The organism is Caulobacter sp. ErkDOM-E (assembly GCF_048541895.1).
Classification (GTDB): Bacteria; Pseudomonadota; Alphaproteobacteria; order Caulobacterales; family Caulobacteraceae; genus Caulobacter.
The window spans coordinates 3996863-4022222 of the sequence record NZ_CP183331.1 but is presented as its reverse complement, the minus strand read 5'-3'; the positions used below and the strand labels follow the sequence as shown (position 1 = coordinate 4022222).

20 protein-coding genes and 1 pseudogene are annotated in these 25360 nt (G+C 67.1%); 12 read left to right on the top strand and 9 right to left on the bottom strand.

The window, feature by feature from the left end; translation table 11 throughout:
- Positions 1-113 precede the first annotated feature (113 nt).
- A complete protein-coding gene (locus ACN2C7_RS19610) occupies positions 114-1586 on the bottom strand; it encodes a pilus assembly protein TadG-related protein (protein ID WP_419319144.1) in 1473 nt (490 codons plus the stop codon).
- 127 nt (positions 1587-1713) lie between these two features.
- On the opposite strand from ACN2C7_RS19610, the gene trmD reads away from it, so the two are divergent.
- From trmD to leuB, 6 genes are all read left to right on the top strand, one after another.
- The gene (gene trmD, locus ACN2C7_RS19605) at positions 1714-2451 is read left to right on the top strand and encodes a tRNA (guanosine(37)-N1)-methyltransferase TrmD (protein ID WP_419319143.1); all 738 of its coding nucleotides are present in this window, start codon (positions 1714-1716) and stop codon (positions 2449-2451) included.
- 3 nt (positions 2452-2454) lie between these two features.
- Positions 2455-2847: a 50S ribosomal protein L19 gene (rplS, locus tag ACN2C7_RS19600; protein WP_419253760.1), complete on the top strand. Its 393-nt coding sequence runs from the start codon at positions 2455-2457 to the stop codon at positions 2845-2847.
- A 395-nt stretch (positions 2848-3242) separates the two neighbouring features.
- Positions 3243-4679 carry a 3-isopropylmalate dehydratase large subunit gene (gene leuC, locus ACN2C7_RS19595; RefSeq protein ID WP_419319142.1) on the top strand — a complete coding sequence of 479 codons (1437 nt, stop codon included), beginning with the start codon at positions 3243-3245 and terminating at the stop codon, positions 4677-4679.
- Positions 4679-5287, top strand: a complete 609-nt coding sequence (gene leuD, locus ACN2C7_RS19590; RefSeq protein ID WP_419319141.1) for a 3-isopropylmalate dehydratase small subunit — start codon at positions 4679-4681, stop codon at positions 5285-5287. Before leuC ends, leuD begins: the two co-directional genes overlap by 1 nt.
- A 141-nt stretch (positions 5288-5428) precedes the next feature.
- Positions 5429-5731, top strand: a complete 303-nt coding sequence (locus tag ACN2C7_RS19585; RefSeq protein ID WP_419319140.1) for a putative quinol monooxygenase — start codon at positions 5429-5431, stop codon at positions 5729-5731.
- A 12-nt stretch (positions 5732-5743) separates the two neighbouring features.
- Complete coding sequence (gene leuB / locus ACN2C7_RS19580) at positions 5744-6796, top strand: 3-isopropylmalate dehydrogenase (RefSeq protein ID WP_419319139.1); 1053 nt, start codon at positions 5744-5746, stop codon at positions 6794-6796.
- A gap of 47 nt (positions 6797-6843) precedes the next feature.
- On the opposite strand, the pseudogene ACN2C7_RS19575 reads toward leuB, so the two are convergent.
- Both ACN2C7_RS19575 and bioB read right to left on the bottom strand, forming a co-directional pair.
- Positions 6844-6949, bottom strand: a pseudogene (locus ACN2C7_RS19575) (hypothetical protein); the annotation flags it as partial.
- 613 nt (positions 6950-7562) lie between these two features.
- On the bottom strand, positions 7563-8576 hold the full coding sequence (gene bioB, locus ACN2C7_RS19570; protein WP_419319138.1) for a biotin synthase BioB: 1014 nt from the start codon (positions 8574-8576) through the stop codon (positions 7563-7565).
- Between the two features lie 112 nt (positions 8577-8688).
- Here bioB and ACN2C7_RS19565 point away from each other — a divergent pair, with 112 nt between their 5' ends.
- The 5 genes from ACN2C7_RS19565 to ACN2C7_RS19545 all read left to right on the top strand — a co-directional run bounded on the left by ACN2C7_RS19565 (position 8689) and on the right by ACN2C7_RS19545 (position 14936).
- The gene (locus tag ACN2C7_RS19565) at positions 8689-10191 is read left to right on the top strand and encodes a CHAD domain-containing protein (protein ID WP_419319137.1); all 1503 of its coding nucleotides are present in this window, start codon (positions 8689-8691) and stop codon (positions 10189-10191) included.
- A gap of 99 nt (positions 10192-10290) precedes the next feature.
- The gene (ahcY, locus tag ACN2C7_RS19560) at positions 10291-11682 is read left to right on the top strand and encodes an adenosylhomocysteinase (RefSeq protein ID WP_419319136.1); all 1392 of its coding nucleotides are present in this window, start codon (positions 10291-10293) and stop codon (positions 11680-11682) included.
- A gap of 113 nt (positions 11683-11795) precedes the next feature.
- Positions 11796-12884: a sensor histidine kinase gene (locus ACN2C7_RS19555; RefSeq protein ID WP_419319135.1), complete on the top strand. Its 1089-nt coding sequence runs from the start codon at positions 11796-11798 to the stop codon at positions 12882-12884.
- Positions 12885-12950: 66 nt separating this feature from the next.
- On the top strand, positions 12951-13799 hold the full coding sequence (locus ACN2C7_RS19550) for a pyridoxal kinase (RefSeq protein ID WP_419319134.1): 849 nt from the start codon (positions 12951-12953) through the stop codon (positions 13797-13799).
- A 9-nt stretch (positions 13800-13808) separates the two neighbouring features.
- On the top strand, positions 13809-14936 hold the full coding sequence (locus ACN2C7_RS19545) for a serine hydrolase domain-containing protein (RefSeq protein WP_419319133.1): 1128 nt from the start codon (positions 13809-13811) through the stop codon (positions 14934-14936).
- Here the strand turns inward: ACN2C7_RS19545 and rarD are convergent.
- The 3 genes from rarD to ACN2C7_RS19530 all read right to left on the bottom strand — a co-directional run bounded on the left by rarD (position 14933) and on the right by ACN2C7_RS19530 (position 18001).
- The gene (rarD, locus tag ACN2C7_RS19540; protein ID WP_419319132.1) at positions 14933-15844 is read right to left on the bottom strand and encodes an EamA family transporter RarD; all 912 of its coding nucleotides are present in this window, start codon (positions 15842-15844) and stop codon (positions 14933-14935) included. The two genes, ACN2C7_RS19545 and rarD, sit on opposite strands and share 4 nt — an antisense overlap.
- Positions 15845-15937: 93 nt before the next feature.
- Positions 15938-16966, bottom strand: a complete 1029-nt coding sequence (locus tag ACN2C7_RS19535) for an aspartate-semialdehyde dehydrogenase (protein ID WP_419319131.1) — start codon at positions 16964-16966, stop codon at positions 15938-15940.
- 126 nt (positions 16967-17092) lie between these two features.
- Positions 17093-18001, bottom strand: coding sequence for a LysR family transcriptional regulator (locus ACN2C7_RS19530; RefSeq protein WP_419319130.1), 909 nt, complete (start codon positions 17999-18001; stop codon positions 17093-17095).
- Positions 18002-18095: 94 nt separating this feature from the next.
- Here ACN2C7_RS19530 and ACN2C7_RS19525 point away from each other — a divergent pair, with 94 nt between their 5' ends.
- A complete protein-coding gene (locus ACN2C7_RS19525) occupies positions 18096-19091 on the top strand; it encodes an aldo/keto reductase (protein ID WP_419319129.1) in 996 nt (331 codons plus the stop codon).
- Between the two features lie 7 nt (positions 19092-19098).
- On the opposite strand, the gene ACN2C7_RS19520 is transcribed toward ACN2C7_RS19525, so the two are convergent.
- The 3 genes from ACN2C7_RS19520 to ACN2C7_RS19510 all read right to left on the bottom strand — a co-directional run bounded on the left by ACN2C7_RS19520 (position 19099) and on the right by ACN2C7_RS19510 (position 25223).
- Positions 19099-20718, bottom strand: a complete 1620-nt coding sequence (locus ACN2C7_RS19520; RefSeq protein ID WP_419319128.1) for a long-chain fatty acid--CoA ligase — start codon at positions 20716-20718, stop codon at positions 19099-19101.
- Positions 20719-21495: 777 nt separating this feature from the next.
- Entirely contained in the window at positions 21496-23115 is a 1620-nt protein-coding gene (locus ACN2C7_RS19515) for an AbgT family transporter (RefSeq protein ID WP_419319127.1), read from the bottom strand.
- A 143-nt stretch (positions 23116-23258) separates the two neighbouring features.
- Positions 23259-25223 carry a transglycosylase domain-containing protein gene (locus ACN2C7_RS19510; RefSeq protein WP_419319126.1) on the bottom strand — a complete coding sequence of 655 codons (1965 nt, stop codon included), beginning with the start codon at positions 25221-25223 and terminating at the stop codon, positions 23259-23261.
- Between the last annotated feature and the right edge of the window lie 137 nt (positions 25224-25360).

Below are 25360 nucleotides of genomic sequence, written 5' to 3'. Positions count from 1 at the left end.
AAATTTTGATGGTGACCTGGAAAGCCGCCTGGCTGTCGCGCGCATCCCCTGCGGCTCCTGAAGTGGAGCCGCCGCACGCGCCGGGGGCTGGTCTTGTGGTTTCCGCAATCATTCTATTTTGCAATGTAAAGACTACGCAGGGCGTCGGCGATGTCCTGGAAGGCCTTCAGAAGATTTGCGGTGTCTGTGGCGTCGAAATAGTGGCTTTCATCGGTGGCGCAGGTTTTCAAGATATTCTTGATGCCGGTATCGGTGACATTGAAGGCAACGGTGAAAACCTCGATTTTCTGGGCCTTGATGTTGGCGCAGAGTTCAGCCGTGTAGGTGTTGGCCTGGGTTGCCGGGCTGCTGGGGTTGGGCGACGGCGAGACGTCGTGTCGCCCGTTGCCGGCGTTCATCAGCTTGGAGTTTGCGCCGTCCGTCATTAGCACCAGGGCCTTGCGCGGCTTGCGGTTCAGACCCGTGCTGTCATAGGCGGCGGCGTCCGTCAGGGGCTGGGCCGGGGACAGCATGTTGAAGCCCCAGGCCAGGCCGGACGGAATATAGGTGTCGCCGGTGGCCGTCAGCGCCGTGATCGCCGCCTTGACCGTCGACACCGTGCTGGTCAGGCGCGTGAAGGGCGTCGCGCAGCTCAGGTTCATGAAGCCGGGATAGACCCGCAGCGGGTCGGTATCATTGACGTTCTTGGGATAGGCGGGCGAGCCGACGCAGCCGAGGAACTTGAAGGTGTTGGTGGTCACCTTGTCAGCCGTACAGGTGGTCACCGGCGTGATCGGCGTCGTGACGCAATTGATCGACCGGCTGCAGGTTGAGGAGTAGGGCACGCCGTCGCTGTATTTGGTGCAGGCATAGGTCTGGGTCTGGCAGGTGGTCTTGGTGGAGACCGTCGTGCACTTGCCCTTGGTGGTGGTCGTCGTGGTGTAGTCGGCCGGAACGTTGATCCAGCTCTGGTTGCGGTTGGCGATGCCGACATTGACGTACTGGCCGAACGGCACGACGCCGATCTTCACATTGGCGGCGCTATCGGCCGTGAGCTTGTCGACCAAAGAGGTCGCGGCGGTTTTCAGGGTCGTCAGCTTGGCGCCGGCCATTGAGCCGGTGGTGTCCAGCACCATGACCAGTTCGACCGGCGCGTCCTGGCCCCGCTTCACCGTCGTCTGCGCCGTTACGGAGACGTCGGCATTGGTCCAGAGATTGGCGATGATCGGCTTCAGGTCGGACTTCACCGTGCCGATGACCGAATTGTCCGCGCCGCCCTTGAAGGTCGAGTCGCTGGCGGCAACGGTGATGCCAAGCCCGGCAATCTCCGCCGCAAAGGCGGCGTCGCCGATGGTGTCGATCTGGGCGTCGGTGGTGGCGTTGGCCCGGGCGGCGAAAAGGGTCGAGGCATCCAGAGCGTCTTGCAACTGCCGGCGTTGGATACTCACCCTGTTCATGTCCAGCAGGCCAAAGCCAAGCAGGGCGATCGGCAGGGCCAGAAAGGCGAACTGCACCGCGACCGCGCCGCTTTGGCTGGCCCGCAGGCGACGGCCGAGCCGGCGAAGGGCGTCGCGCGGCGACGGGAGAAGACAGCGTGGACCGCTCATGGCGATTATCCCGACCGATTGACAAGGTCTCCTATGCCCCGATCTTCGTGTACAATCCGCCAACACTGAACCGGCCCTGGCCCAGGTCAGCTTCGACAAGCGCTTCGCCGGGCGCTAAACAGCGCCCATGCCGTTCACCGCCACCGTCATGACCATGTTCCCCGAGGCCTTTCCCGGTCCGCTCGGCGTCTCGATGATCGGGACCGCCTGGAAGGAAGAAGACCTGTGGCGATTGGAAACACTGGACATTCGGCCCTTTTCCAAGGATAAGCGCGGCTTCCTCGACGACACCCCTGCGGGTGGCGGCGCGGGAGCGGTACTCAAAGCGGACGTCATCGCCGCCGCGCTGGACAGCGTGGAGGTCGGTGGGCGGCCGCTTTTGTACATGAGCGCCCGGGGTCGGCCCCTGACCCAGGCGCGTGTTCGGCAATGGAGCGAGGCGCCCGGGATCATCGTCCTGTGCGGCCGTTTCGAGGGGGTGGACCAGCGGGTGCTCGACGCCCGGGGGTTCGAGGAGGTCTCGGTCGGAGACGCGGTGCTCGCCGGTGGCGAGGCGGCGGCGATGGTCGTGATCGAGGCGTGCGTTCGACTTGCCCCGGGGGTTCTGGGGAACATCGAGAGCACGCTGGAAGAAAGCTTCGAGGACGGCCTCCTCGAGCATCCGCAGTACACGCGACCGCGGACGTTCGAAGGACTGGATATCCCCGAGGTGCTGCTGTCTGGCGATCACAAGCGGATCAACCAGTGGCGCAACAGTATGCGTGAAGAGACGACACGCGAGCGGCGGCCCGATCTTTGGGAAGCGTATCTCGCCAATCAACAGGCAAAAGGCGGCCCGAAAAAGGGTAAGCCCAAAGGAGACTGAAACATGGCTATCAACATCATCAAGCAACTCGAGCAGGAAGAATCTGCGCGTCTGCTGGCCGTCCGGGCGATCCCCGACTTCCAGGCCGGCGACACCCTGCGCGTCAACGTGAAGATCAAGGAAGGCGAGCGCGAACGCGTTCAGGCCTATGAGGGCGTCTGCATCGCCCGCTCGGGCGCCGGCATCCACGAGAGCTTCACCGTCCGCAAGATCTCGTTCGGCGAAGGCGTGGAGCGTCTGTTCCCGCTGCTGTCGCCCAACATCGAAAGCATCGAAGTCAAGCGTCGCGGCGTCGTCCGTCGCGCCAAGCTTTACTATCTGCGCGACCGTCGCGGTAAGTCGGCCCGCATCGCCGAACGCCAGACGATCCGCAAGGAAAAGGGCGCCGCCGAATAGGCTGCCCTTCCTGCGAACTGAACGAGGCCCCGGTGGAAACGCCGGGGCCTTTTTCTTTGCCGCGTTTTCTTGTCCGGTCTCGACCCATCTGGGCGAGATCGCTCTTTAGTGCGGTCGCACGCTTCTTGACAGAACCCGTCTTTGGGCTGACCGTCGTGTCACCCCCACCGCCTCGGCGACGGGGTTTCAGACCGCTCCCTTCCAGGGTGTGGCCGGTTTCAAGGACCTCAGGTCTCGAAACCAAATGACAACAGGGCGCGCTCCCATGTCTCACGCGAGCGGGGCGCGCCCTTTCTTGTTCAGCGAAGTCGCCAGTCGGCCACGCCCGGCAAGAAATTGTCGCCGGCCCGGCCCGGGACTGGATTTTCACGCATGATCCGCCCTATATCCCCGCCATGTCCGGCAAAACCCTTTACGACAAGATCTGGGACGCTCACGTCGTCAGCGAGGCTGATGGTGAAGCGATCCTCTATATCGACCTGCACCTGATCCACGAGGTGACCACCCCGCAGGCCTTCGCCGGCCTGCGCGCGGCCGGTCGCAAGGTGCGCCGTCCCGACCGCACCCTGGCGGTGGCCGATCACAATATCCCCACCGAGGGCCAGGCCCTGGGGGTCGACGCTGTCGCCGACGAAGAGGCCCGCCTTCAGCTGCAGACCCTGGCCCGCAACGTCAAGGACAACGGCATCGAGTTCTTCCCGATGGGCGACATCCGCAACGGCATCGTCCATGTGGTCGGGCCCGAGCAGGGCCGCACCCAGCCGGGCATGACCATCGTCTGCGGCGACAGCCATACCTCGACCCACGGCGCCTTCGGGGCCCTGGCCCACGGCATCGGCACGTCGGAAGTCGAGCACGTCCTGGCCACCCAGACCCTGCGCCAGAAGAAGTCCAGCAACATGCTGGTCCGCGTCGACGGCCAGCTGGGTCCCGGCGTCACCGGCAAGGACATCGCCCTGGCCGTGATCGGCGAGATCGGCACCGCCGGCGGCACCGGCTATGTCATCGAGTTCGCCGGCGAGGCCATTTCGGCCCTGTCGATGGAAGGCCGCATGACCCTGTGCAACCTCACCATCGAGGGCGGGGCCAAGGCCGGCCTGATCGCGCCGGACGACAAGACCTACGCCTATATCCAGGGCAAGCCCGCCGCCCCCAAGGGCGCGGCCTGGGACATGGCCAAGAGCCACTGGAAGACCTTCTTCAGCGATCAGGACGCGGTGTTCGACCGCACCGTGACGATCGACGCCTCGACCCTGGTCCCGATGGTCACCTGGGGCACCAGTCCCGAGGACGTCATCCCGGTGACCGGCAACGTGCCCGATCCGGAAAGCTTCGCCACCCCCGACAAGCGCGCCGCCGCCCACCGGGCCCTGGACTATATGGGCCTCACCGCCGGCCAGCCGATCAGTGAGGCGCGCATCGACCGCGTCTTCATCGGCTCGTGCACCAACAGCCGGATCGAGGACATGCGCGCCGCCGCCGCCGTGGTGCAGGAAGCCTTTCTGCACGGCCGGCTGGTCGCCGACCACGTCACGGCCATGGTCGTGCCGGGCTCTGGCCTGGTGAAGGAACAAGCGGAAGAAGAAGGCCTGGACGCCATCTTCAAGGCCGCGGGCTTTGACTGGCGCGAACCGGGCTGCTCGATGTGCCTGGCCATGAACCCCGACAAGCTGCAGCCGGGCGAGCGCTGCGCCTCGACCAGCAACCGCAATTTCGAAGGCCGCCAGGGCCGCGCCGGCCGCACCCATCTGGTCTCCCCCGCCATGGCGGCGGCGGCGGCGATCGCCGGGCATCTAGTGGATGTGCGCACCTTCCTTGAGGAGACCGTCTGATGCAGGCCTTCACCCGCCTCGACGGCCGCGCCGTTCCGCTGTCGCTGGCCAATATCGACACCGACCAGATCATCCCCAAGCAGTTCCTCAAGACCGTGGAACGCGAAGGGCTGGCCAAGGGCCTGTTCTACGACTTCCGCTTCGACGGCGAGGGGAACGAGATCAGCGACTTCGTGCTCAATCGGCCGGAGTACAAGGGCGCCAGCGTGATGATCGCCGGTGACAATTTCGGCTGCGGATCGTCGCGCGAGCACGCCCCCTGGGCCCTGATGGACTTCGGGATCATGGCCGTGATCTCGACCAGCTTCGCCGACATCTTCAACAACAACTGCTTCAACAACGGCCTGCTGCCGGTGGTGCTGGCGCCCGAGGAAATCGCCGTCCTGATGGACGAGGCCAAGGGCGGCAACCACATGGTCAGCATCGACCTGGAAGCCCAGACGGTGATCTCGCCCTCGGGCAAGACCTTTGCCTTCCAGATCGATCCGGTGCGCAAGGACAAGATGCTGCGCGGCCTGGACTTCATCGGCGAGACGATGATGCACGGGGCTGACATCGATCTCTATGAGAGCAAGCGGGCGATCAGCGAGCCCTGGCTGGAAGTGTAGCCGTAAGGGCTGTCATCCCGGACAAGGCCCGCAGGGCCGCCGATCCGGGACCGACGCCTGAGCGCCGCGTTCCAGGTCGGTCCCGGATCGGCGGCCCTGCGGGCCTTGTCCGGGATGACAACCTTTTTTGAGACTGAATCCATGACCATCATCCTCGCCGGCACCGTCCGCCTCCCGCCCGAACGCCTGGCCGACCTGCGGCCGCACCTGCGCGCTCAGGTCGAGGGCAGCCGGGCCGAGCCGGGCTGCCTGGACTACGCCCTGACCGAGGATCCGCTCGATCCGGGCCTGATCCGGGTCTATGAGCATTTCGTCGACGAAGACGCCCTGGCCTTCCACCGCGCCAGCCCGCACATGGCCGCCTGGCGCGCCTGCTGGCCGGAGCTGGGTCTGGGCGAGCGCCGCATGTCGTCATTCGACGTTTCCGCCTACCGCGAAATCTGAAGAGAGCCCTCCATGTCCACGCTTCTCCTCCTGCCGGGCGACGGCATCGGTCCCGAAGTCACCGCCCAGGTCCGCCGCGTGGCCGCCGCCCTGACGCCGGACCTAAAGGTCGAGGAAGCCATCTATGGCGGCGCCAGCTATGACGCCCACGGAACGCCCCTGACCGACGAAGTGCGCGAGCGGGCCCTGGCCAGCGACGCGGTGCTGATGGGCGCCGTCGGCGGTCCCAAGTGGAAGGACGCCCCGCGTCACCTCCGCCCGGAAGCCGGCCTTCTGAACCTGCGTAAGGCGATGGACGTCTATGCCAACCTGCGCCCCGCCTACTGTTTCGAAGCCCTGGCCGACGCCTCCAGCCTCAAGCGCGAGCTGGTCTCGGGCCTTGACATCATGTTCGTCCGTGAACTGACTGGCGGCGTCTATTTCGGCGAACCGCGCGGCATCGAGGACCTGGGCAATGGCCAGAAGCGCGGCGTCGACACCCAGGTCTATACGACCGCCGAGATCGAGCGCGTCGCCCGCGTCGCCTTCGAGCTGGCCCGGGGCCGGACCAATCGCGTGGCCTCGGCCGAGAAGTCCAACGTCATGGAGTCTGGCCTGCTGTGGAAGCAGGTCGTCACCGAGCTGCACGCCCGCGACTATGCCGATGTCCAGCTGGAGCACATCCTGGCCGACAACTGCGCCATGCAGCTGGTCCGGGCGCCCAAGCAGTTCGACGTCATCGTCACCGACAACCTGTTTGGCGACATCCTGTCGGACGCCGCCGCCATGCTGACCGGCTCGCTGGGCATGCTGCCTTCGGCGGCGCTGGGCGCGGCGGGCAAGCCGGGCCTGTACGAACCGATCCATGGCTCGGCCCCCGACATCGCCGGCCAGGGCGTGGCCAATCCGCTGGCCGCCATCCTGTCGTTCGAAATGGCCCTGCGCTGGTCGCTGGGCCAGACGGACGCCGCCGACGCCCTGCTGGGCGCCGTCAAGGCGGCCCTGGACGGCGGGGCGCGCACCCGCGACCTGGGCGGTTCGCTCTCGACGGTCGAGATGGGCGACGCGGTTCTGAAGAGGCTTTAGGGGCACAGGTCTTCTCCCGGAAGGGAGGGGGGAGCTTGATCGAACCCTTCTCCCAGAGGGAGAAGGAGGGGCCCGCCGCGTAGCGGTGGGAGGTTGAGGGGTTACGCTGATAGCCGGAGTGCCGGCACGCCGTCTGACGCCGTAACCCCTCACCTCCCACGCCTGCGGCGCGGGTCCCTCCTCTCCCTCTGGGAGAGGGTCGGGAAATGGGGATTGGGCGCGCTCAATCCCCGTTCTTTCCAAAGCCGACCTCAACGAAATCAACCGCTTGTAAAATAGTTGATCGCGCCAATCCTCGGAGCTCAAACCTCCCGTATTCTTGAAGCTGTCCCTGTCGCAGGGGGAGGCGCCTGGATCCGGCCCAACAGCGGCGATGGGGATGGAGCTGAGCGGGGCCGCGCGGTCACGCGGCGAGGACGAAGGTGGTCTGTTCGTTGGATAGATCCGGGACCACCGGAGGGCTCGTCGGAGGAACAGCGCGGAGCAACAGGGCGAGGGATCGTAAACCCGCCTATCGCGCATCGTCGGGGGTCGAGACGGTTAGCCGATCGACCTTGGTGCGCGCCCGTACGGGGGCTCTTGGGTATCAGAGCTGAAAGACGCTCGCTTGGCCCAATCCTCACGCAAGAACAGCTTCTGCGAAGCGGACAGGTCGAGCCGAAACGCACATAACACATCACGGTCATCCGGGGTCGCCCCGGCCGCTTCGCGCCTCCCCACTAAACTCAGCGAGCAGTCGCGTGAGGCTGAAAAGCCGTGTCCGCGGCTACTCCGCCGCCACGGCCTGCGCCGGCTGGCGCACGCCCATCGGGCGCAGGTTCAGGTCCTGGAACAGGGCGCTGTCCTCATCCTGGCCCGGCAGGGGCGTGGTCAGCAGCTTGCCGCCGACGAAGATCGAGTTGGCGCCGGCCAGGAAGCACAAAGCCTGCAGCTCGCGGCTCATCTCGTCGCGGCCGGCCGACAGGCGGACCATGGACCGGGGGCAGACGATGCGGGCCACGGCGATGGTGCGGACAAATTCGATGGCGTCGATGGCCTTGTCGCCGTCCTTCAGGATCCGGTCACCCAGCGGCGTGCCGCTGACCGGCACCAGGCCGTTGATCGGCAGGCTGTCGGGATGGCTGGGCAGGGTGGCCAACTGGTGCAGCAGGCTGGCGCGGTCGCGGCGGGTCTCGCCCATGCCGACAATGCCGCCGCAGCAGGTGCTCATGCCGGCGTCGCGGACATGGGCCAGGGTGTCGAGGCGCTCCTGATAGGTGCGGGTCGTCACCACGTCGGCATAGTATTCCGGGCCGGTGTCGAGGTTGTGGTTGTAGTAGTCGAGGCCGGCGTCCTTCAGCGACTTGGCCTGCTCGGCCGTCAGCATGCCAAGCGTGGCGCAGGTTTCCAGGCCCAGGGCTTTGACGCCGCCGATCATCGCCGCCAGCTTGGGCAGGTCACGGTCCTTCAGTTCGCGCCAGGCCGCGCCCATGCAGAAGCGTTGCGCGCCGCCGTCGCGGGCCGCGCGGGCCTTGGCGATGACGACATCGGCGTCCATCAGCTTCTCGGCCTTCAGGCCGGTCTTGAAGTGGGCGGACTGGCTGCAGTAGCCGCAGTTTTCCGCGCAACCGCCGGTCTTGACCGACAACAGCTGCGAAAGCTGCACTTCAGAGGGATCAAATCCGGCGCGGTGGACGTTAGCGGCCTGGAACACCAGCTCCATGAAGGGCTGATCGAACAGGGCCTCGACCTGGGTCAGGGTCCAGTCGTGACGGGGTTGTGCGGCGTTGATTTGCGTCATGGCGCGCACGTTTGAACCGCGCAATGCCGCTTGGCAAGTCGCCGCCGTCGCGCCATAGGCCTTAGCGGCCGAACAGCGCGCCAGGGGCCGGGCCAAGGGCCAGGATGGGAACATGGATCGAGAAATCGAGCTGAAATTCCTGATCGCCTCCGAGGCGGCCGACGAGATTCTGACCTTGCTGAGTGGCGAGGGGGGCGGCGAGGGCGACGTTCGCCAGCTGGACGCCACCTATTTCGACACCGCCGATCACGCCCTGCGCCAGGCGGGCTTTGGCCTGCGCGTTCGCGACGGCGAAGGCGGCCGCAAGCAGACCCTGAAATCGGCTTCGGCGGGCGGGATCTTCGCACGCGGCGAGTGGGAGACCGCGATCGCCGGCCCGGGTCCGGACGATGCGGCCCTGGCGGCGACGCCGGCGGCTGCGGTGGTCAATGGCCAGGTCCTGCACCCGGTGTTCACCACCAAGGTCGAGCGCACGGTGCGCATGATCCGCCGGGGCGAGACGGTGATCGAGGCAGTGGTGGATCGCGGCGAACTGATCGGCCAGACGCGCCGGGCGCCGGTCTGTGAACTGGAGCTTGAGCTGAAGGCCGGCTCGCCGGCGGCGCTGTTCGACCTGGCGCGCGAACTGGCGCAGCGGGTTGCGCTGCGGCTGTCGCTGGTCAGCAAGGCCGAGCGCGGCTACGGCCTGGCCGCCGCCGGTCAGCCTGCGCCCGAGATGCGCCGCTCACCCGCCCAGCTGACGGCGGACATGAGCGTCGGCGAGGCCCTGCAGGCGGTGGGACGCGCGGCCCTGTCCCAGCTGTGCGCCAATGTCGAGGCGCTGCGCGAGCGGCCCGGTCCCGAGGGCGTACATCAGCTGCGGGTCGCCGCGCGCCGCATGCGGGCGCTGCTCAAGGCGTTCAGGCCGCTGTCGACCGGACCGGAGGCCCTGGCGCTGGACGGCGAACTCAGCTGGCTGGCCGGCGAACTGGATACGGCCCGGGACCTGGATGTCCTCATTGCCGAGGTCTGGCGACCGGCCTCGGCGGACTCGCAAGCCGAGGGCGCGGCGGCCTTCGGACGGGCCTTGCTGGCGGCCCAGGCCAGCGCCTATCTGCGCATGGAGGCGGCGCTGGAGAGCGCTCGCGGCCGCGCCCTGCTGCTGGAGGCCGCCGCCTGGCTGGAGGCCGGATCCTGGACCGCCGCCCCGGACCTGGCCGCCGTCCGCGACGGGCCGGCTCCCGCCTTTGCCGCCGGAATGCTCAAGCATCGTCGCCATGTTCTGGTGAAGAAGAGCGCGCACCTCAAAGACCTGGATCCGCCGACCCGCCACCGCCTGCGCCTGAAGGGCAAGACGCTGCGCTATGCCGCCGCGGACCTGGCCGGTCTGTTCCCCGAGCACCCCCGGCGCGCCGAACGTTTCATCGAGGCGACCAAGGCCCTGCAGGACGCCCTGGGCCACCTCAACGACCTGCATGTGGGGCCCGAACTGGCGCGCAGCATAGCCTTGGCCAGCGGCGAACCCGAGGCGAGCCTCGCGGCCGGGCGACTGGCCAGAAGCGGCGACGAGGCACGCCTGCTGCGCCAGGCCTGCAAGGCCCGCGACGCCTTCGCCGACGCAAAGGTCTTCTGGTGAAGCCTGGCCCATATAAAGATATCTTTATGCGTTAATTGCCCGGAAGGGTCGCTCGCGCTATAAGCCCCGCAAGATCTTCACCGACCGCAGGAGCCGACCGTGGCCGACTACATCGTCAAGGACATCTCGCTCGCCGATTACGGCCGCAAGGAAATCGCCATCGCCGAGACCGAAATGCCCGGTCTGATGGCCACCCGCGCCGAATACGGCCCGGGCCAGGTCCTGAAGGGCGCCCGCATCGCCGGCAGCCTGCACATGACCATCCAGACCGCCGTTCTGATCGAGACCCTCACCGCCCTGGGCGCTGAAGTCCGCTGGGCGTCGTGCAACATCTTCTCGACCCAGGACCACGCTGCGGCCGCCATCGCCGCCTCGGGCGTGCCGGTGTTCGCCTTCAAGGGCGAGAACCTGGTCGAGTACTGGGAATATGCTCACAAGATCTTCGAGTGGCATGACGGCGGCTATCCGAACCTGATCCTCGACGACGGCGGCGACGCCACCCTGCTTTGCGTGCTGGGCCCCAAGGCCGAGAAGGACCCGACCCTTCTCGACAACCCGCAGAACGAGGAAGAAGAAGCCCTCTACGCCGTGATGAAGAAGTACCTGGCCGAAAAGCCGGGCTTCTACACCGCCATCCGCAACGCCATCACCGGCGTGTCGGAAGAAACCACCACGGGCGTCCACCGCCTGTATCAGATGGCCATCAAGGGCGACCTGCCGTTCCCGGCCATCAACGTCAATGACAGCGTCACCAAGTCCAAGTTCGACAACCTGTATGGCTGCCGCGAAAGCCTGGTCGACGCCATTCGTCGCGGCACCGACGTCATGCTGTCGGGCAAGGTCGCGGTGGTCTGCGGCTATGGCGACGTGGGCAAGGGCTCGGCCGCTTCGCTGCGCCAGGGCGGCGCCCGCGTGATCGTCACCGAAGTCGATCCGATCTGCGCCCTGCAGGCGGCGATGGAAGGCTATGAAGTCCAGACCCTGCAGGACGTCGCCGCCAAGGCCGACATCTTCGTCACGGCGACGGGCAACAAGGACGTCATCACGCTGGACGACATGCGGATGATGAAAAACAACGCCATCGTCTGCAATATCGGCCACTTCGACAGCGAAATTCAGATCGCCGCCCTGCGCAACTACAAGTGGGACGAGATCAAGCCGCAGGTCCACCATGTGGAATTCCCGGACGGCAAGAAGCTGATCGTGCTGTCGGAAGGCCGTCTGGTGAACCTGGGCAACGCGACGGGTCACCCCTCGTTCGTGATGAGCGCCAGCTTTACCAACCAGACCCTGGCCCAGATCGAACTGTGGACCAACAAGGCCTCGTACGAGAACCAGGTCTACACCCTGCCCAAGCACCTGGACGAGAAGGTCGCCTTCCTCCACCTGGAAAAGCTGGGCGCCAAGCTCTCGACCCTGCGCCCCGATCAGGCCGCCTATATCAACGTGCCGGAAAACGGCCCGTTCAAGCCGGACCACTACCGCTACTAGCATCGCCTCAAGGCGAACCGATCAGGCCCGCTCGCGGAAACGCGGCGGGCCTTTTTCGTGGACCGGGAACCGAAAGCCTCGCTGTCGTATTGATAGGGCGGCAGGAGCCCCCAATGTCCGCTGAGCACGACGCCAGACTCGCCAGGCTGATCATCGAGAACGCCCTCGGCTACGCCATCTTCACGATGGATCTTGAGGGCAGGGTGACCAGTTGGAGCCGGGGCGCCGAGGCCGTGCTGGGCTATAGCCGCGAGGAGGCGATCGGCATGTCCTTCGGTGAACTCTTCACCATCCCCGACCGGGAAACCGGCGCGGACAGCAAGGAGCTCGAAAACGCCAAGCAGATGGGCCGGGCCGAGGACACCCGCTGGCACCTGCGCAAGGACGGCGCCCGCTTCTGGGGCAATGGCATGACCATGGCGATCTTCGAGCCGGAACTGACCGGCCTGATGAAGATCCTCCGCGACGAGACCCCGGCCAAGCTGGCCGAGGACCAGCGCGTGCTGCTGCTCAACGAGCTCAACCACCGGATCAAGAACACCCTGGCCACGGTGCAGTCGATCACCGAGCAGACGCTGCGCGCCGCCAAGGTCGACCCCGCCGTCCGCAACGACCTGACCAATCGCCTGATGGCGGTGTCGGACGCCCACAACGTGCTGGTCCACGAGAGCTGGGCGGGGGCGGATCTCGGCGCCATCGTGCGGCAGGCGCTGGCCCCCCATGATCACAAGCACATCAGCCGCTTCAGGATCGACGGCCCTCTGGTCTGGCTCAGCCCGCAGCAGGCGGTGGCCATGGCCCTGGCCCTGCACGAACTGGCGACCAACGCGCTGAAATATGGCGCCCTTTCCACCGCAAGCGGTCAGGTCGAGATCGCCTGGAACCTGTCGTACAGCCAACTGGGCGCACGCCAGATCAGCCTGCTCTGGCGCGAGCTGGGCGGGCCCCTGGTCACGCCGCCGGCGCGTACGGGGTTTGGCACCCGCCTGATCGCCCGAACCTTCGGCCAGGAAAGCGGCGGTCAGGCGCGGATCGACTATCTGCCACAGGGCGTGCAGTGCGCGATGCAGCTGCCGCTGTCGGTCAGCGGCGAAGAGCCGGCGGCCTGGGCCTCGCTCGTCGCCGACCAGATCAGCCCGCACCGCGCCGCCGCGGTGGTCCGGGCCGACGCCAGGGGCGAGACCGACTCGCCGATTTCCTGAGCGCATAGCCGCATAGGCCCAGCGACGCCCTGTTCAAGTTGGCCACGGTCCGGTAAGCCGCTTGCCATGCCACTCGCCTTGATCATCTCCAGCCATGTCGCCGGCAGCCGCGTCGGCGCATCGGCCCAGGCCACAGCGCTTGTCCAGTTCCGCATCGACTCCATGGTCGTCCCGACCGTGCTGTTCGGCCGCCACCCCGGCTGGGGCGTGCCCGGCGGCGCGCCCGTGCCGATCGAGGTTCTGGAAGGCATGCTCGACGGCATGGAGGCCAATGGTCTGTTTGGCCTGACCGACATCGTCATCACCGGCTATTTCGCCAGCGCCGCCCAGGTGCGCGCCGCCGCCCGGGCCATCGACGCCGTGCGCGAGGCGCCCCGCGAAGGGGCCGCCAGCCGCAAGCCCTCGATCATCGTCGACCCCACCATGGGCGACGCCGGCAAGGGCCTCTATGTGCTGCCCGAGGTGGCCGAGGCCATCGCCGCCGAGCTGATCCCGCGCGCCGACGTGGTGGCCTGCAATGCCTGGGAGCTGCAGAAGCTGACCGGGGCCGACGCCCGCGATCCGCAATCGGCGATGCGCGCCGCCCGCCTGCTGGGCAAGCCGACCCTGGTCTCGTCCGTCCATCGCGGGGCCGAGATCGGCGTGGTTCTGGCCGACCGCAAGGAGGCCTGGCTGGCCGCCCACGCCAAGGCCGAGCGCTCGCCCAACGGCACGGGCGACCTGCTGACCGCCCTCTACGCCGCCTCGATCCTGGAAGGCCAGACCCTGTCCTACGGCCTGGCCCGCGCCGTCGGCGGGGTGGCCGAGACCGTGACCGCCGCCAATATCTGGAACGCGCCGGAGCTGCCGATCGTGGCCATGGGCGCGCGGATCAAGCAGACCTCGCCCACCGTGCGTATCGAGCGACTAGCCTAGAGAGCTTCCATGACCGTCGACATCACCGGCGTCTGCGCCGACCGCTTCTCGCGGGTCCGCGACGTGTTCGAGGCCAATTTCGCGGACGGCGGCGAGCTGGGGGCCCGGTTCGCCTTCGCCGTCGAGGGCGAGATCGTCGTCGACCTGATGGGCGGTTTTGCCGATCGTCAGCGCACGGTCCCTTTCGGTCCCGACACCCTGACGGCGCTGTTTTCGACCACCAAGGCCGTCGCGGCCCTGATGGTCGCTCGCCTGGTCGACGAAGGCCGTCTGGCCTATGACCAGCCCGTCGCCGATGTCTGGCCCGAGTTCGCCCAGGCTGGCAAGCAGGACATCACGGTCGAGCAGGCCATGTCGCACCAGGCCGGCCTGTCGGGCTTTCCCGACGAGACCGATCCGGCCATCTGGTTCGACTGGGACGCCACCTGCGCCAAGCTGGCGGCCATGGCTCCGCTGTTCCCGGTCGGCTCGGCCAGCGGCTATCATCCGGTGACCTTCGGCTATCTGGCCGGCGAGATCTTCCGCCGCGTCGATGGCCGGACGATGGGAACGGCCCTGCGCGAGGACATCGCCCAGCCGTTTGGCCTGGACCTCTGGATCGGCCTGCCCGACAGCGAGCACGCCCGCACCGCCGAACTGATGCGCCCCACGACCCTGCCGAAGTTCGGCGAGATGAACGCCGCCGTGAAGGCCGCCTTCATGACCGCGTGGGCCGCGCCCTCGGGCCGGGGAACGGACGAATGGCGCCGCGTCGAGATCCCCTCGGCCAATGGTCACGCCACCGCGCCGGCCCTGGCGCGGCTGATGGGCGCCCTGGCCAATGGCGGGGTGCTGGACGGCAAGTCGCTGATCACGCCGGCCGGGATCAAGGCCGCGACCGCTGAACGCATCGTCGGCCGGGATCTGGTGCTGCCCTACGACATCAGCTGGGGCGCGGGCTTCATGCGCAACACGCCCAACTTCTTCTATGGCCCGACCGCCGAGGCGTTCGGCCATTCGGGCTGGGGCGGCTCGTGCGCCTTCGCCGATCCGACGACGGGCGTGTCCGGATCCTATGTGATGAACAAGCAGGGCAACGCCCTGATCGGCGACCCCCGCGCGGTGCGGCTGATCGAGGCCGCCTACGCCAGCCTCTAGGCCGTCTCCACCACCCGCGTCCGCTTCCAGGCCCCGTAGGCGAACACCGCCACCCCCGCCCAGATGAACCCGAAGGACAATGCCCGCATCGGCGTGACGGCCTCGCCCAGGGCGATTCCGACCCCGAACTGCAGGGTCGGGGCCAGGAACTGCAGGAAGCCCATGGCGCTCAACGGCATGCGCCGGGCCGACCAGGCGAACAGGGCCAGCGGCACCACGGTGGCGGGGCCGGCCAGCAGCAGCAGGGTGCTGACGCCTGCGCCCGATCCGAAGTGGCCGGCGCCGGTCGACTGCAGGTGCAGCACATAGAACAGGCCCGGCACGGCCAGATAGGCGCACTCGATGAACAGGCCCGTCTGGGCGTCGGCCTTCACCTGCTTGCGCAGGATGGCGTAGGCGCAGAAGCTGAGCGCCAAGCCCAGAGAGATCACCGGCAGATGGCCCAGGGCGGCGGTCTGGATCGCCACGCCCACCACGGCCAGGCCGATGGCGATGGCGCCCTCACGACTGATCCGCTCACGGAACAGGATCGCCCCGGCCGCCATGTTCATCAGCGGATTGATGTAATAGCCCAGGCTGGCCTCGATCACCTGCCCTGCGTTCACCGCGAACACATAGATCGACCAGTTGATGAAGATGGCCGCTGTCGAGCAGGCCAGGATCAGCAGGGTCTTGGGCTGGCGCAGCACCGCCGCCACCTGTCCCGCCTGTTTGGCCAGCAGCACGGCCAGGAAGGCCCAGGGCGCCGCCCACAGGGTTCGGTGGGCGATCATCTCCCACGAGCCGACGCCCAGCTTGGCCAACAGGTGGAAATACAGCGGCAGGAAGCCCCACAGCATGTAGCAGCCCACCGCGGCGATCACGGCTGTCCGGGCTTCGTCCGGGGTCTTGCTCAAGTCCGCCGACATGGCGTCGTCCTTCAATCACAAACGAAAAGGGCTCCCGAGACCTTAAGTCCCGGGAGCCCCCAAATCCGCCACCCGCTTGTTGCGGAAGGGGCTTCAGGCCGGGGTTTTCTGCTTGATCAGGCCCTTGTCGTGCAGAAGCTGCGCGATCTGCACCGCGTTCAGCGCCGCGCCCTTGCGCAGGTTGTCGGCCACGCACCACAGCACGATGCCGTTCTCGACGGTGGGATCGGTGCGGATGCGCGAGACATAGACCGGGAACTCGCCGGCGCTTTCCTTGGGCGTCATGTAGCCGCCGTCCTCGCGCTTATCGATGACTTCCACGCCGTCGGCGTCGCGCAGGATTTCGCGGACATCGTCCTCGTCCAGCGGGGTCTCGAACTCGATGTTCACCGCCTCGGCGTGACCGACCATGACCGGCACGCGGACGCAGGTGGCGACCAGCTTGATCGACGGATCCAGGATCTTCTTGGTCTCCGCCATCATCTTCCACTCTTCCTTCGTGAAGCCGTCCTCCATGAAGCTGTCGATGTGGGGGATGACGTTGAAGGCGATCTGCTTGGTGAACTTCTTGGGAGGCGGCGCGCCCAGGACGAACACGCCCTTGGTCTGCTCCCAAAGCTCGTCCATGCCTTCCTTGCCCGCGCCCGACACCGACTGGTAGGTCGAGACGACCACGCGCTTGATCTTGGCTTCGGCGTGCAGGGGGGCCAGCACCACCACCAGCTGCGCGGTCGAGCAGTTGGGGTTGGCGATGATGTTCTTGGGCATCTTCAGAACGGCGTCCGGGTTCACTTCCGGCACCACCAGCGGCACGTCCGGATCCATCCGGAAGTGGCTGGAATTGTCGATGACGATCGGACCGGCCGCGCCGATCTTCTCGCCCCATTCCTTGGAAATGGCGCCGCCGGCGCTCATCAGCACGATATCGACCGTGCTGAAGTCGAACTGGGCCAGATCCTCGCACTTGAGGATCTGATTGCCGAACGAGACCTCGACGCCAATGGATTTGCGGCTGGCGATGGCGTGCATTTTCTCGACGGGGAATTTCACTTCCTCGAGGATATTGAACATCTCACGGCCAACATTGCCCGTGGCGCCGACCACGGCGACCCGGTAACCCATAGCTGTCTCCAATTCGTCTTTCCCGGCCCATAGTGGCGGGAAGCGTCCCGTTACGCCTCGGGGGGGCGGGAAGCAAGGCAAGGGTTTCTATGAGCCGCTATAGAACCCGCCGCCCGGGGCAATTTTTCACCAGTTCTGCCGCAGTCGTTCGGCCTTGATGAAATCCACGAACGCCCGCAGCGGCGCGGGCATGTGGCGGCGGCTGGGATAGTAGAGCAGCGGTCCGGTAAACGGCGGCAGCCAGTCGTCCAGTGCGCTTTCCAGACGGCCGGCGACCAGGTCCTCGGCGACGAAGTCCTCGAAGGTGGCGATCAGACCGACGCCGGCCCGGCATGACGCCAGCTCCAGGTCGATGCTGGTCGAGATCAGTGGGCCTGACGGGCTGATGCGGATGACCTCGCCGTCCTTCTCGAACTCCCAGGCATGGCTGACCCCGCTGGGAAAGCGGTGGCGTATACAGGCGTGGTCCAGCACCTCGCGCGGATGGAGCGGTCGGCCGTGGGCGGCGAAATAGGCCGGCGCGCCCACGACCACGAACCGCTGCGGCCCGGCCAGGGGCACGGCGATCATGTCCTTCTCCATCCGCTCGTCATAGCGGACGCCCGCATCGAAGCCGGCGGCCAGGACGTCGATGAACGTGTCCTCGGCGGTGACCTCTATCGAGACGCCAGGATTCGCGGCCAGGAAGCGCGGCAACAGGCGGGGCAGGATCACGCGCGCCACCACGGTGGGCACGTTCAGGCGCAGGGTCCCCGTCGGACTGTCGCGAAAGGCGTTGACCTCGTCCAGAGCCAGGGCGACGTCGGCCAGGGCGGGGGTCAGGCGCTCCAGCAGCTTCTGGCCGGCCTCGGTGGGGGTGACGCTGCGGGTGGTGCGGTTCAGCAGCCGCACGCCCAGACGCGCCTCCAGCCGCCGCACCGCCTCGCTCAGCGACGAGGCCGAAACCCCGCGCACACTCGCCGCGCCGCGAAAGCCCCTGGCGCGGGCCACAGCGGTGAAGGCGTCGAGATCGGCGAAGTCGGCGTCAGCGGCCATTGTGCGTAATTCCGAACAGGTCGTGCAGAATTGACCGGATTATCGCACGGCGCGGCCAGGCGCATAAGCCCTCCACGAGATTAGGAGACACCCCATGAAGACGCACCACCTCGGCAAGACCGGTCCCGTCGTTTCGGCCTTTGGCCTGGGTTGCATGGGCATGTCCGACATGTACGGCCCCAGCGACCGGGCCGAGAGCCTGGCCACCTTCGACGCGGCCGTGGAGCAGGGCATGACCCTGATCGACACCGGCGACTTCTACGGCATGGGCCACAACGAGATGCTGATCGGCGAGGCTCTCAAGCGCCACCGGCGCGAGGATCTGGTGCTCAGCGTCAAGACCGGCGCCCTGCGCGATCCGGCCGGCGCCTTCCTCGGCTATGACAGCCGCCCCAACGCCATCAAGAACTTCCTGGCCTACAGCCTCAAGCGTCTGGGGGTCGACCATATCGACATCTACCGTCCCTCGCGCCTGGATCCGTCCGTGCCGATCGAGGACACCATCGGCGCCATCGCGCAGATGGTGCAGGCCGGCTATGTCCGCCACATCGGCCTGTCGGAGGTGGGGGCCGAAACGATCCGCCGCGCCGCCGCTGTCCATCCGATCGTTGACCTGCAGATCGAGTATTCGCTGGTCTCCCGCGGAATCGAGGCCCAGATCCTGCCCACCTGCCGCGAACTGGGCATCGGCATCACCGCCTATGGCGTGCTGTCGCGCGGCCTGATCAGCGGTCACTGGACCAAGGCCAGCGGGACGACCGGCCGCGACTTCCGCGCCATGAGCCCGCGCTTCCAGGGCGACAATCTCGACGCCAACCTGGCCCTGGTCGAGGCCCTGCGCGTGGTCGCGCAGGCCAAGGGCGTGACCACGGCCCAGACGGCCATCGCCTGGGTGGCCTCACGCGGCGACGACATCGTGCCGCTGATCGGCGCCCGCCGCCGCGATCGCCTGGCCGAGGCCCTGGGCGCGCTGGAGGTGACGCTGTCGGCGCAGGACCTGGCGGCTATCGAGGCCGCCGTGCCCAAGGACGCCGCAGCCGGAACGCGGTACGCCGAGGCGATGATGGCTCATCTCGACAGCGAACACTGACGCCGGTTTAGCCGAGAAGGTGCTCGCGCCAAGCCGCGCGCAGCACCTTCTTGTCGATCTTGCCCGTCGCCGTCAGCGGCACGGCGGCGAACACCACATCGTCGGGCGTCCACCATTTGACGATGCGCGGGGCCAGATAGTCGAGCACCTCGGCCTTGGTCACGCTCGCCCCCTCATGCGCCTCGATCACCAGCAGCGGCCGCTCCTCCCACTTGGGGTGCGGCACGCCGATCACGGCGGCGATCTTCACGCCGGGGCAGCCGACGGCCACGTTCTCCAGATCGATCGAGCTGATCCATTCGCCGCCCGACTTGATCACGTCCTTCTGGCGGTCGGTGATGCGCATGAAGCCGTGCTGGTCGAGAGTGGCGATATCGCCGGTGTCGAACCAGCCGTCGTCCTGGGCGGCGTCGGCTTCCAGGCGGAAATAGCGCTTCACCACCCAGGGGCCGCGCACCTTCAGCGCGCCGGAGGTCTCGCCGTCGCGGGGGGCGTCAGAGCCGTCATCGGCCTCGACCTTCAGCTCGATGCCGAACTGCAGCCGGCCCTGGCGGGTCCAGATGGCCTCGTCCATGGCCTCTTCGCCCAGGGCGGCGAGCGAGGGCGTGGGCGTGGCGACAACCCCGATCGGGCAGGTCTCGGTCATGCCCCAGATCTGCAGCACCGAGACGCCGTAGAGCCGCTTGAAGGTCTCGGCCATGGCCCGCGGCACCGCGCTGCCGCCGATCACCACCCGCTTCAGCGTGGTCGGGCTTTCGCCGTTCTTTTCCAGCCAGTCGAGATACATCGTCCAGATGGTCGGCACGCCGCCGGTGAAGGTGACGCCCTCGCCCTCGATCAGGGCATGGAGCGAGGCGCCGTCCATCTTGTCGGCGGGCAGGACCAGCTTGGTTCCGCAGATCGGGGCGCTGAACGGCAGGCCCCAGGCGGTGGCGTGATAGAGGCTGGAACAGGGCATCACCACATCGAAGGCGGTGAAGCCAAAGGCGCTGTTGAGGCCTCCGGCCATGGCGTGCAGCACCACGGCGCGATGCGAATACAGTACCCCCTTGGGATCGCCCGTCGTGCCCGAGGTGTAGCAGAGGAAGGCCCCGGCGTTCTCGTCGAAGCTGGGCCAGGCGATCGTGTCGGCCTCGCCGGCGATCAGGGTCTCGTAGGAGATCGCGCCCACCGAGCCGGGGATCGTCCGCTCGGGGTCCGACAGCATGACGAAGGTCTTCACCGTGGTCAGATGTGGGGCGATACGCTCGACCAGAGCCTGGAAGTTGCGGTCGAAGAACAGCACCGCGCTTTGCGCGTGATTGATCGTATAGACGATCTGCTCGTCGAACAGCCGGGGGTTGGCGGTGTGCAGCACCGCCCCGATGCCGGGCGCGGCGTAGAACAGCTCCAGATGCCGGTGGGTGTTCCAGGCCAGGGAGGTCACCCGGTCGCCGGGCGCAACGCCCAGCCGCTTGAGGGCGTGAGCCAGTTGGGCTGAGCGGCGGCCAAGGCCGGCATAGTCATAGCGCCAGACCGGCTCGTCGATTAGCTTGGAGACGATCTCGCGCGCGCCATGGGCCTGCTGCGCATAGGTCAGGATGCCGCTGATCATCAGCGGGGTGGTCTGCATCAGGCCCGGTAACATGCGCGGCGCTCCCTTAGATATGTTGTTGGGGTCAGCCTAGAGCAAAGGTCGCCATGATTGAATCATGTCGTTTGCTCTAGATTCTTGTTTTGACGCGTTATTTCGGCGGCGAACCGGTATCCGCTTCGCCGAATAACGCTCTGGGGCGTCGCGCAAGGTTTGGGGAAGGGGGCGCCGCGCGCCGCCTCTCCAGGACCGGCGACCATGGGGATACAGCGCCCTCGATCCCCGTTCTTTTCAGGCGAGACTCCAGCCAGATCAGCAACTTGCAAAAACTTTGATCGCGTCCGTCAGACGCGCTGAATCTGCCCGCATAATCAGTCTCACCTGACAGCACGGGAAGGGCGCTCGGCCGGCGACCGTTGCGGCTGTCAGGGGTGGTCGAGCGGGAAGCGCCCGTCGGCCGTCGTCGAAGGCCCGGCAGGGTCTGGTGGAGCGGATCGGTCCTTGCGGGGGTCGGACGTGTTGAAGTCGGACCGGGACCGCCGGGAGCGCCCTTTGGCGACGCCCGCACGATGCGCAGCAGGCATGGGCTGAAATCGCCCATGCGGTCTGGACGGGGTCGCTAACCCCTCCACCCGCCGGAGGCCGAATGTCGGGAGCGGGTTAAAACCCCGCGCCTCGAAGGCTTCCGTCTGAAGATCACGCGGAGCGTCTGTCTTCGTCGAAACGGTATTCAACTATCCCATCCTCCGGGCGAGGCCCGGACGCTCCGCGACCCTTCCCACACCTTCAGCGGTCACCGCGTGAAGCGGTGAAGCCGTGCGCGCTCGCCCCCTACTTCAACAGCCCGCCGGGCGGGGTGTAGTGCACCTGGGCGCCCGGCCCCAGCGGCCAGTCGAAGGCCACCCAGGCCAGGGTCATGGCGACGCCGGCGACCATGAAGGCCAGGGCGTAGGGCAGCATCAGGGCCAGCAGCGATCCGACCCCCATATTGGCGTCCCAGCGCCGGGTCATGGCCAAGACGAGCGGGAAATAGCTCATCAGCGGGGTCATCAGATTGGTGAAGCTGTCGCCCATCCGATAGGCGGCGGTGGTCATTTCCGGCGAGATGCCCAGCAGCATGAACATCGGCACCACCACCGGGGCCAGGGCGCTCCACTTGGCCGAGGCCGAGCCGATAAACAGGTCCAGCACCGACGAGAAGCCCAGCACGCTGACCAGCAGCAGCGGGGCCGGCAGGTTCATGGCCTTCAGGGACTCGGCCCCGTGGATGGCGGCGATGGGGCCCAGGCGCGACCAGTTGAACATCGCCACGAAATGGGCGGCGAAGAAGGCGAAGACGATATAGGGGGCCACGGAACGCACCCCGTCGGTCATCATGTTCACGACGTCCTTGTCCGAGCGGACCGTGCCGACTCCGATGCCGAACGCCACGCCGCAGGACAGGAACAGCAGCATGAAGCCGGCGATCAGGGCGCTGTAGAACGGGGTCAGTTGGGCCGGGCCGGTCTTGGTCTCGTCGATCAGCGGCGTGAAGCCGGGGATCAGGGTCAGGGCGGCGAATAGCGCCACCACGGCCAGAGCCGCCAGACCGGCCAGCTTCAGGCCGCGCTTTTCCTCCGGTGTCACCGCCGACTTGGCCAGCTCGGCCTTGAGACCGTCATCGGCCTGGCCGCCCCAGGGGCCCAGGCGCGGCTCGATCACCTTGTCGGTCAGGAACCAGGCGATCGGCGTGAACACGAAGACGATGGCCAGGATGTACCACCAGTTGCCCAGCGGGTTCATGGTCCAGGTCGGATCGATGATCCGGGCCGCTTCCTGGGTGAAGCCAAACAGCACCACGTCGAACTGGCCCGGGGTCAGATTGCCGGCGAAGCCACCCGACACGGCCGCAAAGCCGGCCGCGATGCCGGCTAGGGGATGGCGGCCCACGGCGGCGAACAGCAGGCCCGCCAGCGGGATGAACACCACATAGGCCGCGTCCGAGGCGTGGTGCGAGACCATGCCGATCAGCACCACCAGCGGGGTGAGGATCGCCTTGGGGGCCTCGCGCAGGCTGGCCCGGATCAGGGCGCTGAACAGGCCCGAGCGCTCGGCCACCGCCGCGCCCAGGATCACCACCAGCACCAGGCCCAGCGGCGCAAAGCTGGTCAGGGTCTTGGGCATCTCGGTGAACAGCCGGGCCAGATTGGCCTCGGAAAACAGGCTGCTGGCCGCATAGGTCAGGACGCCGTTTTCCAGCTCGCCGAACTGAGGGGCTTCGTCGCCGCCATAGGTGATCGAGGCCGACCAGCCCAGGGCCTGGCCAAGGGCCGACAGGGCCATCAGCCCCAGGATCAACCACACGAAGATCATCACGGGTTCGGGCAGCAGATTGCCCAGTCGCTCGACGGCGCCCAGAAAGCCCTTTTGTCGGGCGTTGGGCGTCGGATCCGAAGTCTGCGTCGCGCTCATACAGGTTTGGCCTGGCTCTAAGAGACCCCCATCCCTCAAGCTTCACCGCTAACGGGCTTGGCGCGCAGCGTAAAGAGCCCGAGGACACCGGCCCGCCTGTTTTCGCCATTTGCCGCTGAGCGGGGCCAGGCGCCCAAACGCCGTCAGTAGGGCAGGTTATCCGCCGCCGGGGTGGTCGACGACGGGACCTCGGCGCCGGGGCCGTCCGGCGTCGCGGACGGATCGATCAGGTCGCCGATCGGGTCTTCGCCCACCACCGGCGGCGGTTCGATGACCCCACCCGGGATCGGGGTGGACTTGAGGCGCGGCAGGGCGGCGGCCATGAAGTTGCGCCAGATCTCGGCCGGGGCGCCGCCGCCGGTCACCCGCTTCATCGGGGTATTGTCGTCCTTGCCGGTCCAGACGGCGGCGACGAAGCCGCCGGAATAGCCGACGAACCAGGCGTCGCGGTAGTCGCTGGTGGTGCCGGTCTTGCCGGCGACATCATAGCTGGCGACCTTGGCGCGCGTCCCGGTCCCGGCGGTCACGACCTGGCGCATCATCTGGTTCATGTACTGCAGGCCCGGCGAGCCGATCACCGCCGGACGCGAGGTCTTTTCGACGCCGTGGTCGTACAGCACCTTGCCGCTGGCCGTGCGGATGCGCTCGATGCCGTAGCCCTTGGCCAGGAAGCCGCCGTTCGAGAACGGGGCATAGGCCTGGGCCATTTCCATCGGCGAGACCTCGACCGCGCCCAGGGCCATCGAGGGGTCCAGCTGGATCTTGCTGGTGATGCCCAGGCGACGGGCGGTGTTGGCCACATTGCTGGTGCCGACCTCGTTGGCCAGGCGCGCGGCGATCGTATTGATCGACTGGGCCAGGGCGGTCTGCAGGGTCATCGGGCCCAGATATTTGTTGGTGTAGTTCTTGGGCTCCCAATTTCCGATCTTCACAGGTTCGTCGACCACCATGACATTGGGCGTGCGGCCCTGCTCCATCGCCGTCAGATAGACGAACGGCTTGAAGGCGCTGCCGGCCTGGCGGCGGGCGGTGGTGGCGCGGTCGAACTGGGTCTCGCCATAGTCGGCCCCGCCGACATAGGCGCGGATGCGGCCCTCGCCGTCGATGGCCACCAGGGCCGCCTGTTCGACGCCCTGCTTGATATGACCTTCGACGCCCAGCTTCACGGAGCGTTCGGCGGCCACCTGGATCGGCAGGTCCAGGGTGGTTTCGACCACCAGGTCCTCGGTGGGTTCGCCGACCAGCGAGCGCACCTGACCATCGATATAGTCGGTGAAATACTGGGCCCGCTGGTTGGCCAGGGTGGCCGAGACCTGCACGGGAGTCTTGAAGGCCTCGTCGCGCTCCTCGGCGGTGATGGCCTTGATGCGCACCATCTCGTCCAGCACGACGGTGGCGCGGCGGGCGGCGCGTTCGCTGGCGCTGACCGGCGAATAGCGGGCCGGGCCCTTCATCATGCCGGCCAGCAGGGCGCTCTCGCCGATGGTCAGCTGATTGGCGGGCTTGTTGAAATAGCGCTGCGAGGCGGCCTCGATGCCATAGGCGCCGGCCCCGAAATAGACCCGGTTCATGTAGAGGGCCAGGATCTGCTTCTTGCTGAACTTCAGCTCCAGCCAGACGGCCAGGATCAGCTCCTGGGCCTTGCGGCGATAGTTCTGGGCCGGGCTGAGGAACAGGTTGCGGGCCAGCTGCTGGGTGATGGTCGAGCCGCCGCGTTGGGGGCCGCCCGAATTGGTCATGTTCCAGGCGAGCGAGCGCAGGATGCCCCAGGGGTTGAACCCGAAGTGGCGATAGAACTGGCGGTCCTCGATGGCCACGAAGGCGGCCGGAACATATTTGGGCAGGGCGTCGATATCGACCGGCGGCGCGTACTGGCTGCCGCGCACGGCCAGAAGCGCGCCCGAACGATCCAGATAGTTGATCGAGGGCTGGCGCTTGACGTTATAGAGCTTGGACGTGTCGGGCAGATCGCTGGCGAACACGGCGAAGAAGGCGACGATGAAGATCAGGCCCCAGACGCCGACGACCGTGCCCCAATAGAGCGCGGCTTGCAGCGGCGTACGTTGGGGCTTCGCCGGTCTGTTCCCGCCGAAGGTGCCGTTGGCCATGTCGTCTCTTATCCCACGGTGCGCCAAAAGGGGTGTGAGGGGGCGCGCGTCAGCGTCCCGTTTAGCCGAAGCCCACAAAACGCGCGACAAGATTGACGAGAGGTGAACGCTGAACGCGGCGCTGTTGTGGCGCGGCG

Excerpts from the sequence above, each read along its gene's own strand:
- ACN2C7_RS19610 (WP_419319144.1), bottom strand. The coding sequence starts at position 1,586 with ATGAGCGGTCCACGCTGTCTTCTCCCGTCGCCGCGCGACGCCCTTCGC.
- trmD (WP_419319143.1), top strand. The coding sequence starts at position 1,714 with ATGCCGTTCACCGCCACCGTCATGACCATGTTCCCCGAGGCCTTTCCC.
- rplS (WP_419253760.1), top strand. The coding sequence starts at position 2,455 with ATGGCTATCAACATCATCAAGCAACTCGAGCAGGAAGAATCTGCGCGT.
- leuC (WP_419319142.1), top strand. The coding sequence starts at position 3,243 with ATGTCCGGCAAAACCCTTTACGACAAGATCTGGGACGCTCACGTCGTC.
- leuD (WP_419319141.1), top strand. The coding sequence starts at position 4,679 with ATGCAGGCCTTCACCCGCCTCGACGGCCGCGCCGTTCCGCTGTCGCTG.
- ACN2C7_RS19585 (WP_419319140.1), top strand. The coding sequence starts at position 5,429 with ATGACCATCATCCTCGCCGGCACCGTCCGCCTCCCGCCCGAACGCCTG.
- leuB (WP_419319139.1), top strand. The coding sequence starts at position 5,744 with ATGTCCACGCTTCTCCTCCTGCCGGGCGACGGCATCGGTCCCGAAGTC.
- bioB (WP_419319138.1), bottom strand. The coding sequence starts at position 8,576 with ATGACGCAAATCAACGCCGCACAACCCCGTCACGACTGGACCCTGACC.
- ACN2C7_RS19565 (WP_419319137.1), top strand. The coding sequence starts at position 8,689 with ATGGATCGAGAAATCGAGCTGAAATTCCTGATCGCCTCCGAGGCGGCC.
- ACN2C7_RS19555 (WP_419319135.1), top strand. The coding sequence starts at position 11,796 with ATGTCCGCTGAGCACGACGCCAGACTCGCCAGGCTGATCATCGAGAAC.
- ACN2C7_RS19550 (WP_419319134.1), top strand. The coding sequence starts at position 12,951 with ATGCCACTCGCCTTGATCATCTCCAGCCATGTCGCCGGCAGCCGCGTC.
- ACN2C7_RS19545 (WP_419319133.1), top strand. The coding sequence starts at position 13,809 with ATGACCGTCGACATCACCGGCGTCTGCGCCGACCGCTTCTCGCGGGTC.
- rarD (WP_419319132.1), bottom strand. The coding sequence starts at position 15,844 with ATGTCGGCGGACTTGAGCAAGACCCCGGACGAAGCCCGGACAGCCGTG.
- ACN2C7_RS19535 (WP_419319131.1), bottom strand. The coding sequence starts at position 16,966 with ATGGGTTACCGGGTCGCCGTGGTCGGCGCCACGGGCAATGTTGGCCGT.
- ACN2C7_RS19530 (WP_419319130.1), bottom strand. The coding sequence starts at position 18,001 with ATGGCCGCTGACGCCGACTTCGCCGATCTCGACGCCTTCACCGCTGTG.
- ACN2C7_RS19525 (WP_419319129.1), top strand. The coding sequence starts at position 18,096 with ATGAAGACGCACCACCTCGGCAAGACCGGTCCCGTCGTTTCGGCCTTT.
- ACN2C7_RS19520 (WP_419319128.1), bottom strand. The coding sequence starts at position 20,718 with ATGTTACCGGGCCTGATGCAGACCACCCCGCTGATGATCAGCGGCATC.
- ACN2C7_RS19515 (WP_419319127.1), bottom strand. The coding sequence starts at position 23,115 with ATGAGCGCGACGCAGACTTCGGATCCGACGCCCAACGCCCGACAAAAG.
- ACN2C7_RS19510 (WP_419319126.1), bottom strand. The coding sequence starts at position 25,223 with ATGGCCAACGGCACCTTCGGCGGGAACAGACCGGCGAAGCCCCAACGT.